At 48.3% G+C, this 15,876-nt stretch carries 15 protein-coding genes and 1 tRNA gene; 12 read left to right on the forward strand and 4 right to left on the reverse strand.

The features are described from left to right. The first annotated feature begins 15 nt into the window (after positions 1-15). From Q4E40_RS09625 to Q4E40_RS09640, 4 genes are all read left to right on the forward strand, one after another. Positions 16-792 carry an SAM hydrolase/SAM-dependent halogenase family protein gene (locus Q4E40_RS09625; RefSeq protein WP_303411773.1) on the forward strand — a complete coding sequence of 259 codons (777 nt, stop codon included), beginning with the start codon at positions 16-18 and terminating at the stop codon, positions 790-792. A 154-nt stretch (positions 793-946) separates the two neighbouring features. Continuing rightward, entirely contained in the window at positions 947-1,237 is a 291-nt protein-coding gene (locus Q4E40_RS09630; RefSeq protein WP_303411774.1) for a putative quinol monooxygenase, read from the forward strand. 100 nt (positions 1,238-1,337) lie between these two features. Beyond that, complete coding sequence (gene hscB / locus Q4E40_RS09635; RefSeq protein WP_303411775.1) at positions 1,338-1,871, forward strand: Fe-S protein assembly co-chaperone HscB; 534 nt, start codon at positions 1,338-1,340, stop codon at positions 1,869-1,871. 68 nt (positions 1,872-1,939) lie between these two features. Continuing rightward, positions 1,940-2,023, forward strand: a tRNA-Leu gene (locus Q4E40_RS09640). Positions 2,024-2,081: 58 nt separating this feature from the next. Here the strand turns inward: Q4E40_RS09640 and Q4E40_RS09645 are convergent. The 3 genes from Q4E40_RS09645 to Q4E40_RS09655 all read right to left on the reverse strand — a co-directional run bounded on the left by Q4E40_RS09645 (position 2,082) and on the right by Q4E40_RS09655 (position 6,144). Further along, positions 2,082-3,179 carry a type I restriction endonuclease gene (locus Q4E40_RS09645; RefSeq protein ID WP_303411777.1) on the reverse strand — a complete coding sequence of 366 codons (1,098 nt, stop codon included), beginning with the start codon at positions 3,177-3,179 and terminating at the stop codon, positions 2,082-2,084. A gap of 391 nt (positions 3,180-3,570) precedes the next feature. After that, positions 3,571-5,415: a PLP-dependent aminotransferase family protein gene (locus Q4E40_RS09650; RefSeq protein WP_303411780.1), complete on the reverse strand. Its 1,845-nt coding sequence runs from the start codon at positions 5,413-5,415 to the stop codon at positions 3,571-3,573. A 228-nt stretch (positions 5,416-5,643) separates the two neighbouring features. After that, on the reverse strand, positions 5,644-6,144 hold the full coding sequence (locus Q4E40_RS09655) for a YkgJ family cysteine cluster protein (RefSeq protein WP_303411782.1): 501 nt from the start codon (positions 6,142-6,144) through the stop codon (positions 5,644-5,646). A 230-nt stretch (positions 6,145-6,374) separates the two neighbouring features. On the opposite strand from Q4E40_RS09655, the gene Q4E40_RS09660 reads away from it, so the two are divergent. The 4 genes from Q4E40_RS09660 (at position 6,375) to Q4E40_RS09675 (ending at position 11,929) form a co-directional block, all read left to right on the forward strand. Then, the gene (locus tag Q4E40_RS09660) at positions 6,375-7,037 is read left to right on the forward strand and encodes a transmembrane-type terpene cyclase (protein WP_303411783.1); all 663 of its coding nucleotides are present in this window, start codon (positions 6,375-6,377) and stop codon (positions 7,035-7,037) included. Positions 7,038-7,241: 204 nt separating this feature from the next. Then, a complete protein-coding gene (locus Q4E40_RS09665) occupies positions 7,242-7,586 on the forward strand; it encodes a hypothetical protein (protein ID WP_303411784.1) in 345 nt (114 codons plus the stop codon). Positions 7,587-7,939: 353 nt separating this feature from the next. Continuing rightward, positions 7,940-10,726 (forward strand): outer membrane beta-barrel protein, encoded by a 2,787-nt coding sequence (locus tag Q4E40_RS09670; RefSeq protein WP_303411787.1) that lies wholly within the window; start codon positions 7,940-7,942, stop codon positions 10,724-10,726. A gap of 270 nt (positions 10,727-10,996) precedes the next feature. Then, positions 10,997-11,929: a DUF808 domain-containing protein gene (locus Q4E40_RS09675; protein WP_303411789.1), complete on the forward strand. Its 933-nt coding sequence runs from the start codon at positions 10,997-10,999 to the stop codon at positions 11,927-11,929. Between the two features lie 3 nt (positions 11,930-11,932). Here the strand turns inward: Q4E40_RS09675 and Q4E40_RS09680 are convergent, their stop codons facing one another. Continuing rightward, positions 11,933-12,826, reverse strand: a complete 894-nt coding sequence (locus Q4E40_RS09680) for a LysR family transcriptional regulator (protein WP_303411791.1) — start codon at positions 12,824-12,826, stop codon at positions 11,933-11,935. A gap of 102 nt (positions 12,827-12,928) precedes the next feature. On the opposite strand from Q4E40_RS09680, the gene Q4E40_RS09685 reads away from it, so the two are divergent. The 4 genes from Q4E40_RS09685 to Q4E40_RS09700 all read left to right on the forward strand — a co-directional run bounded on the left by Q4E40_RS09685 (position 12,929) and on the right by Q4E40_RS09700 (position 15,849). After that, positions 12,929-13,186 (forward strand): CBU_0592 family membrane protein, encoded by a 258-nt coding sequence (locus tag Q4E40_RS09685; protein WP_303411793.1) that lies wholly within the window; start codon positions 12,929-12,931, stop codon positions 13,184-13,186. Between the two features lie 259 nt (positions 13,187-13,445). After that, complete coding sequence (locus tag Q4E40_RS09690) at positions 13,446-14,012, forward strand: RNA polymerase sigma factor (RefSeq protein ID WP_303411794.1); 567 nt, start codon at positions 13,446-13,448, stop codon at positions 14,010-14,012. Then, entirely contained in the window at positions 13,990-15,231 is a 1,242-nt protein-coding gene (locus Q4E40_RS09695; protein ID WP_303411796.1) for a hypothetical protein, read from the forward strand. Before Q4E40_RS09690 ends, Q4E40_RS09695 begins: the two co-directional genes overlap by 23 nt. Before the next feature lie 117 nt (positions 15,232-15,348). Then, on the forward strand, positions 15,349-15,849 hold the full coding sequence (locus Q4E40_RS09700) for a CHRD domain-containing protein (protein WP_303411798.1): 501 nt from the start codon (positions 15,349-15,351) through the stop codon (positions 15,847-15,849). Positions 15,850-15,876: the final 27 nt, after the last annotated feature.

The following is a 15,876-nucleotide window of genomic DNA, read 5'->3' on the forward strand; positions in this document are numbered from 1 at the left end:
ATTATAGTTCGCTCTATGGCTGTAATTACATTCACCTCCGACTTTGGTTATACCGACCATTATGCGGCTGCCGTTAAGGCCGCCATGCTGTCGCTGCAGCCTCAGGCCCAGATTGTGGACATTTCGCATGGCATCGAGCCGTTCAACATCCCGCAGGCGGAGTATGTGATCGGGTCTGTGTTCCGGGAATTTCCCGAAGGCACCGTGCACCTGATCGCCGTAGACACGCACGGATGCAAACAGGGCAAATATCATGCTGCAAAATACAAAGGGCACTACTTTTTGCTGGCCGACAACGGCTTGCTCTCCCTGCTGACCGAAGGGCAGGCCGAGATTGTGGTAGAACTGCAAACCGATGAAGATATACTGCCTTTCCCGGCCAAAGAACTGCTGGCTCCTGCCGCGCTCTTCCTGGCAAAGGGTGGCGACATCGATGTGCTGGGCGAACGCACCACGAGCTACAAGCAGCTCCTGAACCGCCAGTTGCGCCTCAACGACCACTCGGTAACAGGGCACGTCATCCATGTGGACCGCTACGGCAACCTGATCACCAACATCACCAAAGACAGCGTGGAAACCATCGCCCACGGTCGTACCTACACCGTGCACTTTGGTCGCGAGACGGTGGGCCGCATCCACCAGAACTATACCCAGGTAGAAGACGGTGACTGCTGCTGCCTCTATAACCACCTCGGCCAGCTCTGCATCGGCATCAACAAAGGCAACGCCTCCGAACTGCTCGGCCTCGGCTTCGACTCGCAGGTTGACGTGCGCTTTTATCCGGGAGGATGAGGGATTGAGTGATGGCGTGAATGAGTGATTTAGTGGTTGTATGAATGAGGGATTTATTAATTGCTTATTTTTGGGAGTGAGCCTGAGTGGCTAATTTATCCAATTAGCAATCATTCAAAACTCACTCAATCACTCATTCGCTAAATCACTCAATATGTTAATTCGCATCGTACGCATGACCTTTCAGCCGGAGAAGACCGGCGATTTTCTGGAGATTTTCCGCAATTCGAAAGACAAGATCAGGGCTTTTGAGGGCTGCCACCATGTAGAGCTGCTGCAGGACCTCAACCACCCGAATATCTACAGCACCTACAGCCTCTGGGACTCCGAGGAGCACCTCAACAACTACCGCGACTCTGAATTATTTGGCCAGGTATGGAAAGCTACTAAAGCGCTTTTTGCCGATAAGCCGCAGGCCTGGTCGCATCGGTCGGTGCAGGTATAGCCAGGTAGCAGTACATATTTACAGGTATACGATCAGCAATTCCTGTACCTTTGCTACGTATACTGTTTACTTTATACCTGCTAACCGAATACTGCGAACTATGAATTACTTTGAGTTTTACCATATACCTGAGAGTTTTTTGCCGGACGAGAAAGCGATCAAGCTTCGCTATTACGAGCTGAGCCGCGAGTACCACCCGGACTTCTATGCCAACGAGGACCTGGGCACGCAACAGCGGATACTGGAGCTTTCCACGCTCAACACCAATGCTTACCGCACCCTGAGCGATGCGGACCTGCGCATGCAGTACATCCTGAAGGAGCACGGACTGCTGGAGGAAGGCGGCAAAAACGAGATTCCCGGCGATTTTCTGATGGAAATGATGGAGATCAACGAAGAGCTGATGGAGCTGGAATTCGATTTCGACGCCGCCAAGCTGCACGAAATAGGGGAGAAGAGCACGGGCACGATGGCGCAGCTGGGAAATGATGTTTTGCCGGTGCTGCAGCGATACCCTGAGCTTCATGGAGTTATCAAAGAAGAGGCCCTGCAGGAGGTGAAAACCTACTATTTGAAGAAAAAATATTTGTTGCGTATTCAGGAAACTTTATCTAAGTTTGCAACCCGTTCCTGATAGAAGTTCAGGGACAAAAGTTCGACTCCGGCCCAGGGTGCTATACCTGAAACCGGCTAGAACAAAATGCCTTGGTGGCGGAATTGGTAGACGCGTTGGTCTCAAACACCAATGAGGTTACACTCGTGCCGGTTCGACTCCGGCCCAAGGTACAAAAGCCCTGCAGATGAAAATCTGCAGGGCTTTTTTGTTCAAGGCTGGTGTAGTTAATTATAATGTGTGCGGCTCAACCACCTTCTCAAACCTCAGCATTGAGTTGATTAGCTGTTCTGAATAATCATAAATATCATCAAGAGAGCTAATTTCTACTTTTGCTTCTTTTCCAGCTTCGTCAGTCCAGGTTAAGTACTTCTTAGAGGCATTTAGGTGCAGCCGGCAAATTGTTTTGCGGATGTTATCATCAAGTAAAATGTTGAGGTAACGCTGTGTGTCGCGGTAATAAATTCTATTACCGTCCATCTTGGTTCTGAGTATCGACTTAACAATAAAGAATCCTTCCCGCTCTAGGTCTGTATATTCTAATACATTGTCTACAACTGAAGTAGTGGTAGCTGCTGGAGATTGTTCTTCTTTAGGTTCCTCTTTGGTTGAGTTAGTCTCATTTGAGAGAGCTGACTTTAATCGATCGCTTATAAGCTCGCTTACATATTGTTGAAGGGATTTCTTAACCATGGGAGTAAATTGTTCCATCACTTTAGAAGTTACCATACCCGTATGGATCTGCTTCGCAAAGTACCGAACGAAACCCTCCGTAGGATTGCTAAACTCTGAACCGACTATCTTCTTAATCTCGCGGGTATACTTAAGCTCAGTCGCAGCATTTACAATTTGATCTACATCAAAAGCATTCTTCTGGTATTTCTTTAATTCATGAACAGCAGCCTCGTTCATATCAGAAATGTTGAACTCCCAGAATGGCCTGTTATCCATTTTGTTTGCTTCCTCTAAGTCAGTGTAGAAGCGGTAAATTATACCATTTGTAAGAATACCAAAACGGGTACTGCACACATGGAAATACCGATGAAGCTGGGAGTTGTGAACATTTAATTCTTCCTTCCAATGTTTACACTCTACTATAATAATTGGCTGCCCATCTTTCTGGATACAGTAATCAACTTTTTCTCCCTTCTTGATACCTAAATCCGCAACGAATTCAGGTATTACCTCTAGAGGGTTAAACACATCATAACCAAGGGCAGCGATAAAAGGCATTACAAATGCATTCTTAGTTGCTTCCTCAGTTTGTATTGTGTCCTTCATTCGACTTACTTTCTCGCCGAGTGCTTTAATTACATCAATAAAGTCCATAAGCAGTTTATTTTATAGCTTCAGTAAAACATATATAAATATATTTAATATTATTTATATTTAAGTGATTTTTATAATTATATTTTTATTTAATTTGATATTATAATATCGGAAGCTTCAGGTCGGACAAAACACAATGTTCCTAAACTAAGTGGCACTTCTTTTATCTTATTCTTCTCTATTGCCCATAGCATTTCTGTTCCACTTTTGAAGGCACTCGTACAGGATTGGCTCCGGTATAGGGAAATGTATAAACAAAGGAGCCCTGAAAGCTAAATGCTTACAGGGCTCCTTTGCTTTCAGGAAATGGGATGAGCAGATAATTTAACTCAACAGCTTGGCTAAAGCATGTTTCAATTAGTCTTAGCCAAAGATCACACCTCCACTAACTTTATATCTGCTCTACAAAGTCCTTAAAGACTTTTTTATGAAGCTCCAGGTCCAAATCAGGAGACAAAGATATCCGGGCAATGTAATCTTTGTCGTCTTCTTTGGTCGTGCCTTGCGTGGAGGTGGCAGGTATGGTCCAGTAACTTCCCTTTAACTGCCCGTAACTCACACAGTATTTACTTTCATGGGGGATTTCACCGATCATCATGTTGATCAGTTTATCATTTAACGCCCGCTTGTAAGTTTCCTTTTCTTCATGCGTATTCCCTTTTGTTGGAAGATCCAGTGAAAACACGGATGGCGTGAATCCTTCTTGTGCCAACTCTTCTGAAACAAAATTGATTTTCGCCTCCGGCAGCGTATCCTTTATGAAGTTTACAAACGCACGCGTATTCTTGTAAGCATCTGCAATTCTCTGATTCATGGATGGCAGCTGTTCTGCCAGTATTTCCATTTGAAGATCCGTCGCTTCGTTATCGCAAAGTCTTAAGTGGGTATCTATTTTTTCCAGCAAGGCCTCCGCTTTTGTGTTTGCTACACAGTAGCCGGCTGTCGCTTTTCCGCCACTCGGAAATTTCGATCCGCTCGCATAAGATATGGTCCTTATCGGGGAGAGTATTCCGTCCTTGCTTACAAATTGAACATTAGGGCAGAACGTTTGATCTAAAATGAAAACCGGATCAACCGCAACCTGGCCGGTTGGCGTCTTACGCTCTTTGCTTAGCACCTCCCTTAACTTAACAAGATCCGGAACTTCCACCCTTGGGTTTGTAGGAATTTCAGCGATAATGTAAGGGACAGCATCCAGGCTGGCAATTTTCTCCAGCACGGTGTCAATGCTTTGAACCATATCATGATCCCTGTCGACCAGTAAATCCACCACTTCCACATTGTCCAGGCAAGCTGCTACCCGCCTGGCCTGGTCGTTTGTTCCGCCATAGCAATTTGGAGGAACAACAAACTTAATGTCTTTTCCAGGGTGTTTTTCCAGGGCATCATGAACGAGTCCCATCATGATCGCATATTGCATAGACAGTCCGGAGGAACCGATCAAAGCTTCTGAGTTTGTGCCTGTGATCCCTTTAATAAGATCCACTACCTTTGCTTTGTTAGCCGCGGCATTTTGCTTTTCCTGATGTAAAGGAGGCTGCTTTATCAGCAGCTGCAGGGCAGCGAAGCAATTGGCCGGCGTCATGGCAATGCTCTCTCTTCTTCTAACGTGTTGAATTTCTGAGATATAACCACTGTTCTGCTCGCCATTTACCAGTATAATGCTTCCAAGGTGAGCATGAACACTTACATAGAAGTCAATTGCTGGGGTGAGATTAGCCTGGCCAACTTCATCCTCTTGTGAAAATAAAATGGTACTGCCGTCATACTCAGAAACCTCTCCCAAATTCCCAACATGCTCCAGGTCGAACGTATACCCATAAACACGCGCGAGTACTTCGGCGTCAAAAAATGCCGGTAAGGCACCGGTATAAACGATGCGGGTATTCTTATGCGCTAGTAAGTTTTTCCTTAGAACGGCCAAAACAGGCATCGTACGGGAGGAGAAACTGATGACATGTTCCGGCTTCAGGTTGTGCAAGCTGGCAATTGCCCACTCCAGCACTGAAGATAGCGGGTGCCCTAACCGAATGTAGTCGAAAGCTGTAGGTAAAGCACTGAGAGCTGCTGTCTCCGCATTACGGTCTTTAAACAGGCTTTCGAACTGCTCCAGAAATTCGGTTTTAGCCAGTTGTTCATTATAAATATCCAGTCGATGGGTGGTTAGCCGTAACCAGTCAGCTGGCATGTTCTCTAATACCTCTTCAATATAATTCAGCACTTTATTGTCTTCCATAATATTTGTATCGTGATAAGCCCTAGTATAATTGGCTCAAATTTACTGTAAAAATGCTACTACACATATGATATAGCGTAGTACTTTGGTGCATTACCACCGTTCCAGGCTTCTTGCTTCTAAACCCCACATCAGGTGTTAAGTTCAAGTAGTCGGCACACAAGTAGCATTGTCACTAAGAAAAGCAGTGACAGGGTTAGGTCTTTTATGCAAACGCCAATCCGCTATTTAGAAAATGGAGACACCAAATCTTTTCGACAGCAGATTGTCGAGTTGCTCGAGATCCGATTTCAAATTCAGGTGGTTTTGCGTCAATGATGCAGGCTCGCTTTTCTGAAACAGGTTTTTCAGTCCGACCATTTTAAAGTAAAAGGATTGGGATTGAATTTCGATCTGCAGTAGCGCCAACTGTTTTTCTATAGAGATCCTTCTCTGTTTAAGCTCCTCGACTATTTCAACAGCCGAATCATAATCCAGCTCCTTTTGCTCGACGGATTTCAAGAGTTCACAATTGAAACGGGCACATTGTTTCGGTCTTCTGGAATAGATAGTGCAACCATCACAAAATTTTTTGCAAGGCTGAAGAAAGAACCCTTCACCATTTGCATTGTCAACATCCACTAGCTCAGTCAATGCAGGCAACTCTTCCCGGTCAAGCTGTACAAAACCAATCATGGTACCATCACAACAGCAGCCACAAGACAAACAAATATTTGTTGAATCACCCATTATTCATGTATATAAATGCTTTCACCGTTGCCGGCTTTTTCACCAACAACAGCTACAAAACTGCCTAAACTTTACGTAAGCAACTAACATGCTACTTTTAAATTCCTGGAAGGGTGGCCCACAACCACGGCGGCAGGTAGTATAAGCTGTTAGTGCCGCAGCACAAGCGCCAGTACCTGTTTACGCTGTAACAGGGAAAAAGCCGTTTATTATACCTTAAACGAACACACATGCTACAGAACCCGCTGGAGGTAGACCCAACTGTGGATGTTATCTTGAAAGTATGCAGTGGCATCTTTTGGTCGCTGGCGTACCTGCTCATCCTTCGGCGGGGCTTTCTCGACAAAAGCTACGGCATGCCGGTGGTGGCGCTTTGCGCAAACCTCTCCTGGGAGTTTATCTTTTCCTTCGTGCATCCTCACAGCAAACCGCAGCTCTACATCGATTATGCCTGGCTCTTGTTGGATGCCGGCATTCTGGTACAGTTCCTTATGTATGGGAGAAAGGAATTTCCGGAGCATCTGCCCGGCAGGCTCTTCTACCCCGCCTTTCTGCTCACCCTGCTCTTGTCCTTCCTGTTTATTTTGCTCCTGTCGCGCGAGTTTAACGACCTGAACGGGGTGTATGCGGCCTTCAGCCAGAACCTGCTCATGTCCATACTATTCATACACCTGCTGCTAAGGCGAAACAGCCACGCTGGGCAGTCGCTCTATATTGCGCTTTGCAAGATGGTTGGCACTGTGTTTCCGTCCGTACTGCTCTACCTATACTTCCCTGAGTCATACTTTTTGATTCTGCTGTATGTGAGCATCTTTGTTTTCGACATGATCTACCTGCTACTGCTCTACTTTAAGCTCAGGGCGGCAGGCAAAAGCCCCTGGGCCAGGGTATAGCCCGGCAGCAGTTTGTGCGTATTGTCCGGCTATACCTTTGTCTCAGGCCTGAGGAAGTAAGTTATTGGTATACAGCTTTAAAGAAGACAGGCAAAAGCGCTGCTTTTTCGGATTCGCAATCTTGTAGTATGATGAACCCAGATTTGTAATCCGCCGGAGCAAAAAGCCGTAGCTGCTTCGGAAACGCCAACTGTAAAAAGTCCCGTGCGCACCACTGCCCCGTCGCTGGTGCTTTACAACGAGTTCAACCGGGTGCACCTGAGCCTGAGCGAACTGGCTGGTTTGTCGCGCTTCCTGCGCCAGCAGCCAGAAGGAGTATTCTTTGTGATCAAAGGCTATTCCGATGTTTACGACGAGCCTGCGGCCAAGCAGCGGGTGAGTGAGCAGCGCGCCCGGGGTGTGAAGGAGTACATTCAGCGCTACTTTGCAGGCAAGGGTTTCCAGGTAGAAACAGAGGGAGAAGTGCTCCCGGGCAAGGGCAAAGTTCACCGCAAACCAAGCTATACCTGCTGCAAAAGCGCTTCATTATTTTCCTCTAGCCTGATATGAATGCAAGAGGTCACTCTTCAAAGAAGTAGCCTCCTGCTTTTTTTATGTAGCACGGCTTGTTTCAAAAAGGCTGCTCTTACACGTAGTCCGAGCAGCGTACACAAGCAGGAAGTATAAATTCTTTCCGGATCAGATGTATACTTGAAAACAACCTCTATACCTGTAATTGACAACCTTTGCGCGTTAAAAAACTTCAATATACCCAGTCCAAAAAAGTGAAGCACCAATATCTTATTTTTAATATATATAAAGTATATGTATTTTGTAGTACTATTTAGGTTGTCAATAGATCTGCGGTAAAGTTTGTATGCAGATTTCCTGTCTGCCTGCAAAGCAAACTTAACCTATTCTCTATGAAATACATGCTGCTCTCAGGTCTGTTCCTGTTCTCGTTTTTTATTCCGGAACTGAAGGCCCAAAGTCAGAAAGGGGAGTTGAAAGGCATACTCCTTGATGAAACATCCAAAGGAGCTCTCCCTTACGCCACAGTCGCTGTGTATACAGCTGCAGACACTGTAATGGTAACATACAGGATGAGCGACGAGAAAGGCAGCTTCCGTGTCCCTGGTCTTCCGCTGGACAATCAGCTCCGGGTAGTAATTACCATGATGGGCTTTAAAGTATACAGAAAGGAATTCAAGCTCACACCGGACCAGACATCGCTCGACCTTGGTGTCATCAACATGGAACAGTCGTCTAACCTGCTTCATGAGGTGCTGATTGTAGCTGAAACTCCCCCGGTTCTGGTAAGGAACGACACACTTGAATTTAATGCCTCCTCTTTCAAAACCCTGCCCACCGCGCTAGTGGAAGACCTGTTACGCAAATTGCCAGGTGTTACGGTCGATCAGGAGGGTAACATCATGGTGTATGGCAAGTCAGTACAGAAGATACTCGTAGATGGTAAAGAGTTCTTTGGCAGCGACCCTAAAATAGCCACACGCAACCTGCCGGCAAATGTGATCGACAAAGTACAGGTAATGAACGACCCGGAAGCGCTACGCCGCGACCCCGATATGCCTTTTATGGAAATTCCGCAGGTAATTAACCTGACCTTTAAAAAGGGAATCAAGAAAGGGGCCTTCGGCAAAGTTTATGGCGGTGCGGGCACAAAAGAAAGATATGAAGTAGGGGGTATTGTCAATATGTTCCGCGACACCTCGCAGGTCAGTATAATTGGGTACTCCAATAACCTTAACAGGGCCGGTTTTGACTTTGCCGATATCAGGAGAATAGGAGGTTTTGCCCGTAGCGGCTTTAACAGTATTGGGATTACGAGTGAGGGAGGAATCAGGGTTAACGGAATTTCTTTTGGAGGTATGGGCCAGGGTATACAACAGTCTTCGGGTGGGGGCGCCAACTTCAACACGGTAACAAAGCGGGGTACCAAAGTGAACCTGCAGTACTTTTTTGGCGACAGCAGAGAAGATCTGAACCAGGTGGTCAATTCAGAGCAGTTTCTGAAAAGTGACACCCTCAACAGCCGTAGAAACAGAAAGCAAATCAGCAGAAGCGAAAGCCACCGAATTGGCGGAAAGATAGAATGGAAGCTCGGCCCCCTTACTACCTTAAGTATAAATCCAAGTGTTCAATTCTCTTACCAGAACGCTAACCAAAACGCTTATACGAACACCTTCCGGAACAACGGAAACCGACTGAATGAAAGTACCAATGAAGAAAATATAAGCGGAGAGGGCATGGGCTTTGGCAACATCCTTAGTTTCGAACGCAGCTTCGAAAAGAAAGGAAGGCGACTGACACTATTCAACAGAATGAACCAGTATGCTTCTTTACAGGACCAAATTAACGAAGCGGAAAACATCTTTTACCAGCCCGACCCAACAGCAACTCTACTCAATCAGTTGCGAAATACCGATCAGAACGATTTTGAGGTATACAATACGCTCTCGTACACAGAGCCTCTCAATGAGGCAGTAAGTGCTACCTTCACGCTAAATTCAGAGTATTTTAACAATGACAATGTGTTAGCCACGTACCTGGCAGATCCCGAAACCGGAGCGTATGATACGATTGTACCGGGGCTGTCGAACGGACTCGATAGAAGGGGATGGCGAAATTATCTTACCTCAGGCCTTAAATGGAAGATTAAGGATGTAACGCTTCAGCCTGGTCTCCGCTTTACTGCATTAAACATCAACAACAGGTTTCAGATTATCCCCGACATTAAACAGAACTACTATTATGTATTTCCTAACCTCAATGTCAACTGGAAGCAATTTAATTTAAGCTACAATGTAAATCTGCAGGAGCCCTCGGCAACCCACCTGCAACCCGTAGTGGATAATACAAATCCGCTGTTTATTTCTTATGGGAACCCATCCCTAAAGCCCACGGTAGCCAATACGCTTAGCATGAACTACAGAAAATTCGACAATAAGAAATCTATCAACTATAATGGTAACGTGTACGTCTCTGTCCGAAACAATTTCATAACCAGAGCCCGAACAATTGATGAAAACGGTGTGCAGACTAGCAGACCTGTTAACACAGACGGTAACTGGATGCTGAGTGGAAGTGGAGGTTTGATGAAGGACTTTAAGTATGACAAGAATAAGTTCTCGATCGGAGCCAACATGCAGGTTAACTATGATAGATCACTTCTATTGTTAAACGGTTCTCAAAACTTCAGCCAGAGCTGGAGTTTCAGACCTAGAATGGAGGCCAGGATGAATCTGGATGATAAGCTGGAATTGAGCCAATCTTTTGATTTGAACCACAGACGGAGTACGTACGAAAATAATGCCTTTAATAATTTAAGTATGAGCACCCGAACTTCCAAATCGGAGATAGTGGTGCGAATGCCGAAAAGAATTGTTTGGGAAGCTACTTTCGATTACTGGTATAATTCCAACGTGGCTCCGGGCCTGCAGAACAGCTATGGCAGGCTGAACGCAGGGGTTACGTTCCTGTTCATGAAAAACGACCGTGCCCAACTGAAACTATCGGTTTATGATCTGTTAGACCAGAATATTTCAGCCAACAGGTTTATAAGAGAAAACCTGATTGAGGATTATCAGACCGAAATGCTAACCCGGCACGGCATGCTTACTTTTACCTACAACATCCGCAACTTTGGCGACAAAGTTGGTGGTAGACAAAACTCTCTTTTCCGGTTTTAAAGTAAATAGCCAGCTCCAGCTAAACCTCATAATTAGAAATCCTGCAAAATTATTTTTTGCAGGATTTCTAATTATGAGTTATAAAGGAATGAACGCGCTGCAGCTTAAGCTTCCAAAAGCCTCCTTTTCTACACCCAAACCATACCATTTAAAATTTCGAACGTACTAAGTACCTTTGATTGCAATCTGATTTCTTTATATTTAAACCTTGTTTTCACTTTGTCTAAAAAAAGGAGTGGGACAAACAAAATCCAAACTAAAACAAAACGAATGGCGACAGGACTACTCGCACTATTGGATGATGTGGCGGCACTGGTGAAAGTCAGCGCGGCAACCCTGGATGACGTACCGACGCAGGTAGCAAAAACGACCGGCAAAGTGTCCGGCATCGTGATCGACGATACAGCCGTGACACCGAAGTATGTGGTGGGCCTCGATCCGAAACGCGAACTCTCCATCATCTTCCAGATCGCCAAAAAGTCAATTATCAACAAAGCCATTTTTCTGGGGCCGGCCGCGCTGGTGCTCGGCTACTTTGCACCGGCGGTTATACCTTACATCCTGATGCTGGGCGGTGCCTATCTGTGCTTCGAGGGCTATGAAAAGGTGCACTCCATGTTCAGCAAAAGCCACGAACCTACGGATGCGCCGACTGAGGACATGAAGGTAATTACCCCGGAGGAACTGGAGAAAGAGCGGGTGGGCAGTGCCGTGCGCACAGACTTTATCCTCTCGGCAGAGATTATGGCCATCGCCTATGCTACCGTGGCCGATAGCCCCTTGTTGAACCAGATCGTGGTGCTGTTTACGGTCGCGATCTTCATTACTGTTGCCGTGTATGGTTTCGTGGCCCTGATCGTGAAAGCCGATGACATAGGCGTGCACATGGCCCAGGATAAATTTCACCCGACTACCCAAAAGATCGGGCGCAGCATCGTGAAGTCCATGCCGAAATTCCTGGTGATACTAGGGTATGTGGGCACAGCTGCCATGCTGTGGGTGGGCGCTGAGATCATTGCGCACGGCTTGCACCTCCCGCTGGAAGTGCTGGAAGGTCCCTTTGCTGATATACCAGCCCTTGCCTGGTTCATAAAAGTGCTGGTGCTGGCCCTGGGTGGGTTACTGCTAGGTGCTGTCATCGCGCAGGTGATCAACTTAGGCAAAAAGTTATTCAGGAAACCAGCCGAGAAGGTAGCACATTAAGCCCTAGCTCCCTTTGGCAGCATACCGGGCAGCCGTTTCCGACACCAGCTTCAGTATGTTTTTCAACACAGGGCTGTTGTCGCTTCTCCGCCAGGTCACATACAGGTTGGTGTTATAGGGCAGGGTGATGAAGCGTACATTGGGCAGGTTGCCGAACGAATAGGAGTAAGGCAGAATCGTCACGCCCAGACCCTTGGACACCAGCCCGAGCACCATGCCCCCGAAGTCGGTTTCGATGCGCACGTCCGGCGTGATGCGGTAGTCTTCGAAGATCTGGCGAAGGCCTGCAGTATAGTAGGTCGTTTGCGCCAGGTTCGACAAGATGAACTTGTCATTCTCCAGATCGTGCATCCCTGTGAAGTTCTGCTCGGTTAGGCGGTGGCTTTGGGGCACGACCAATGCATAAGGCTCCGAGTAAAGCCACTCCGACTGCAAAGCCGGGTTTTCGGCGGGATCGCGCCGGAAGGCGATGTCCATCTGGTAGCTGAGGAGCAACTGCTCAAAGCTGATGTCGGTCGGCTCCACCAGGTCCACCTTCAGCTCGGGCAGCGCTTTGGAAATGCCGGTGATCAGATCCGGCATGAAACCATAGGCGATAGAACCCGGGTAGCCGATCCGAACGGTGCCGAACGCGCCCTCATGTATTTTGCGCGCCTGCAGGTGCACCCGGTTTATCTCATCAAGCAGCGGCGTCCACTGCTCGCGCAGGAAGGCCCCGGCCTCGGTCAGCTTCACGCTCCGCTTGTTTCGCTCAAACAGCTGCACACCCAGTTCGTTTTCCAGGGCTTTGATCTGCCGGCTGAGGGCAGACTGCGTGATGAACATGCGCTCGGCCGTGTTCCAGAAGTGCAGCTCCTGCGCCAGTGCCAAAAAATACCTGATCTGCTGTAGCTCCATTCGCTGTGATTCGTTTTTTGCATTAGTCAAGCGAATAAAAGCATTTTTTAGCCCATTTGCACCTGTTTACTTTGCATGCATCAATTTAATGTGGAATAAACGATGGCCATACTACGCAAATACATGGGAGAGGCAGTTGGTTGGGCGGGGGCGCTCTTTTCGCTTTTGGCCTTCAGCCTGAACAGCCTGGGGCTCACACACGGGCAGTCGGTAGAATACCTGGGTATGAACATTGTCGGGTGCCTGTTCCTGATCTTTTACGGCCTGACCAAGAAAGCCCATGCCAGCTATGTGCTGAATACCATTTTTCTGCTTGTCGCCGTCATCGCCCTGGTCAGGGCCTACCTGCTGCAGGTATAGCCGTGCTTCCTTAAAGATAGAACTAAGCGCTCCCCAGAGCACACCATCCCTGCAACTGAAAGGCTGCAGGGATTTTTTTATGCCAATAGAATAGCTGGCCCGCTTCGTTCTCTGCTGATTTCCTGTGTTTATTTGTGTTGCGCCTTGATTAACAATGTTTTATAAACGTAAAACAGAGGTATGGTATCCTGATTATTTTTCAATCCTGAGGCAACCCTTTCAGAAGATAGTCCGTGATGGGTACGCAAATTCTGGAACAGTGAGCAAAACAGAAGGCGAAGTATTGGATGAGCTGCTACGCCAGTGTCTGAAACAGGACCGCGGAGCGCAGAGAGAGCTTTACCGGCTCTTCTACGGATATGCCATGAGTGTATGCATTCGCTACTCGCAGGACGCTGAAGAAGCGAAAGATGTGCTGAACGACGGGTTTATGAAGGTGTTCACCAGGCTAGATCAGTACCATCAGCCCAAGCCGTTCAAAGGCTGGTTGCGGCGGATCATGATCAACACTGCGCTGGACAACTACCGGCATAATCTGAAGAACTATCACCTGCAGGACATCGACAAAGCAGCGCCGGCGTCTGATCCGTTTGATGTGGAGCAGCAGCTCAACTACGAGTACCTGATCTCACTGGTGCAGCAACTGTCACCTGCCTACCGGGCTGTCTTCAACCTGTATGCCATCGATGGCTATACCCACGAAGAGGTAGCGGAAACGCTGGGTATAGCAGTGGGCACGTCGAAGTCGAACCTGGCCAAGGCGCGGGCAAATTTGCGGGAGTCATTACAAAGAAGCAAAATCGATGAGCGCAAACAATATGTCTGACGAGGAGCTGGACCGGCTGTTCAGGAAATCAGCTGGGCAATACGACCCTCCCTTCGATGAGGAGGCGTGGAAGGCGATGGAGCGGAAGCTGAACGGGGAGCAGAGCGGCTGGGCAGGTATAAAACGCTCCCTGCCCCTCGTGCTGCTGGCCTTGCTCGTGACCGTGGGCCTTGTCTGGAAGTTGATGGATAGAGAAGCACCACTTCGGGAAAACGTTGTTATACCTGCGGAACAGGGACGGAGAGAAGCTCCGGCAGTCACTGCTATACCTGACCACACCAAGCCAGCAGTGCATACCCCCTTGCCGGAGCCCGCTTCGCCCGCTGCTGCGCCATACCCTGCCGTGCAGCCAGGTTCCGAAGCCCGATTAGCACAGAAAACTGAACGGGGGCGGAGCGCTATACCTGCGCGCACTGCTATACCTAGGGCTGCTATACCGGCCAACAGGGCCGCTACCGTAGAGGAGCCGCTGCAGACAGTAGCGACAGTTCTGCCAGAGACTCGACATGTTGCGCCAGAGTCGGTTGCAGGTATAGCCCGGCAGGTAGCGGTGCTGCCTCTGCCTGTACATGCGCCACTACCTGCCGACAGCAGCCAGTCAGGGGAGCAGCGGGAGCGGATGTTCCTGCGCCATATCACCGTGACGCTGGTGGCGGCACCGGACATCACAACCGTGCTATTTAAAGATCCGGATGCGGTGAGTGCCAATGCGGGAGTGCTGCTGAGTGTGCCCATCACCAACAGGCTGCGGCTGGTGTCGGGTGCGGTATGGGCGAACAAACTCTACAAGGCCACACCTGAAAACTACAAGCCCTCGCCCGACTATTGGGACGGAAAGCGGCAACCGGATGTGATTGCTGCCCAATGCAAGGTGTTGGATATACCCGTTAACCTGCAGTACCAGGTGCTGGGCTGGGGCAGGAACATGCTCACCGTACAGTCGGGGCTCTCCAGCTACCTGATGCTCAATGAGGAATATACCTATACCTACTACTACCCTGCAAGAGAGCCCTACCGTAAAACCCAGGAATTCTCTAACGAGAACAGGCACTGGTTCGGGATACAGAATCTGTCTGTAGGATATACGCGTCAACTGTCTCCTGCCATCACGATCGGAGCAGAGCCATTCGTCAAAATACCGCTAGCAAGTATTGGCGAAGGGCGTGTGAAGCTCACCAGTGCAGGAGTGTTTTTTACAGCCGGCTTTACATTGAGATAACACCGTCAAATTTTTATGGAGGCTTAACACACCACGACATGACACGGCCAGGGCTGTGTCAGGAAGAATCTCTATGCTTTAACTTTATGAATCAGTTCTCCTTAATTTTTAACTAAAATGAAAACGTATCGAATCAATTTCGGAATACTGCTCGGCGCGCTGCTGAGCCTGTCATGCATGCTTACCGCCTGTAATGACGACGACGATGACAACACCGTGATACCTGGCGATGAGATCGTGACCCTCAACGAAGTGGCACTGACCGGTGTCAACGAGGTGCCGGCTGTCACTACCCAGGCGACGGGCACCTTCAAGGGTACTTACAACATGGATACCAAAGTGATGAACTACACCGTCACTTTCCAGGGGATCACGCCGACTGCCATGCACTTTCACAAGGGCGGAGTGGGAGTAGACGGTCCGATTACAGTGCCGATTAACCCGGGTACCAGCAATGACCCCTATTCGAGCGCCAATCCTTACACGAGCCCGATGACAAGATCCACTTCGCCACTCACAGCTGCGCAGGAGGCAGAGTTGCTGGCCGGCGAGTGGTACATTAACATCCACAGCGACCAGTACCCTAACGGAGAAATCCGGGGACAGATTACCCGCTAAGGGGATGACATGTTGCCTGGCTGTTCT

Origin of the sequence: Pontibacter coccineus (assembly GCF_030546575.1) — a bacterium.
GTDB lineage: Bacteria > Bacteroidota > Bacteroidia > Cytophagales > Hymenobacteraceae > Pontibacter > Pontibacter coccineus.

Excerpts from the sequence above, each read along its gene's own strand:
- Q4E40_RS09685 (WP_303411793.1), top strand. The coding sequence starts at position 12,929 with ATGGCCATACTACGCAAATACATGGGAGAGGCAGTTGGTTGGGCGGGG.
- Q4E40_RS09645 (WP_303411777.1), bottom strand. The coding sequence starts at position 3,179 with ATGGACTTTATTGATGTAATTAAAGCACTCGGCGAGAAAGTAAGTCGA.
- Q4E40_RS09680 (WP_303411791.1), bottom strand. The coding sequence starts at position 12,826 with ATGGAGCTACAGCAGATCAGGTATTTTTTGGCACTGGCGCAGGAGCTG.
- Q4E40_RS09660 (WP_303411783.1), top strand. The coding sequence starts at position 6,375 with ATGCTACAGAACCCGCTGGAGGTAGACCCAACTGTGGATGTTATCTTG.
- Q4E40_RS09630 (WP_303411774.1), top strand. The coding sequence starts at position 947 with ATGTTAATTCGCATCGTACGCATGACCTTTCAGCCGGAGAAGACCGGC.
- Q4E40_RS09670 (WP_303411787.1), top strand. The coding sequence starts at position 7,940 with ATGAAATACATGCTGCTCTCAGGTCTGTTCCTGTTCTCGTTTTTTATT.
- Q4E40_RS09675 (WP_303411789.1), top strand. The coding sequence starts at position 10,997 with ATGGCGACAGGACTACTCGCACTATTGGATGATGTGGCGGCACTGGTG.
- Q4E40_RS09695 (WP_303411796.1), top strand. The coding sequence starts at position 13,990 with ATGAGCGCAAACAATATGTCTGACGAGGAGCTGGACCGGCTGTTCAGG.
- Q4E40_RS09650 (WP_303411780.1), bottom strand. The coding sequence starts at position 5,415 with ATGGAAGACAATAAAGTGCTGAATTATATTGAAGAGGTATTAGAGAAC.
- Q4E40_RS09700 (WP_303411798.1), top strand. The coding sequence starts at position 15,349 with ATGAAAACGTATCGAATCAATTTCGGAATACTGCTCGGCGCGCTGCTG.
- Q4E40_RS09625 (WP_303411773.1), top strand. The coding sequence starts at position 16 with ATGGCTGTAATTACATTCACCTCCGACTTTGGTTATACCGACCATTAT.
- Q4E40_RS09655 (WP_303411782.1), bottom strand. The coding sequence starts at position 6,144 with ATGGGTGATTCAACAAATATTTGTTTGTCTTGTGGCTGCTGTTGTGAT.
- hscB (WP_303411775.1), top strand. The coding sequence starts at position 1,338 with ATGAATTACTTTGAGTTTTACCATATACCTGAGAGTTTTTTGCCGGAC.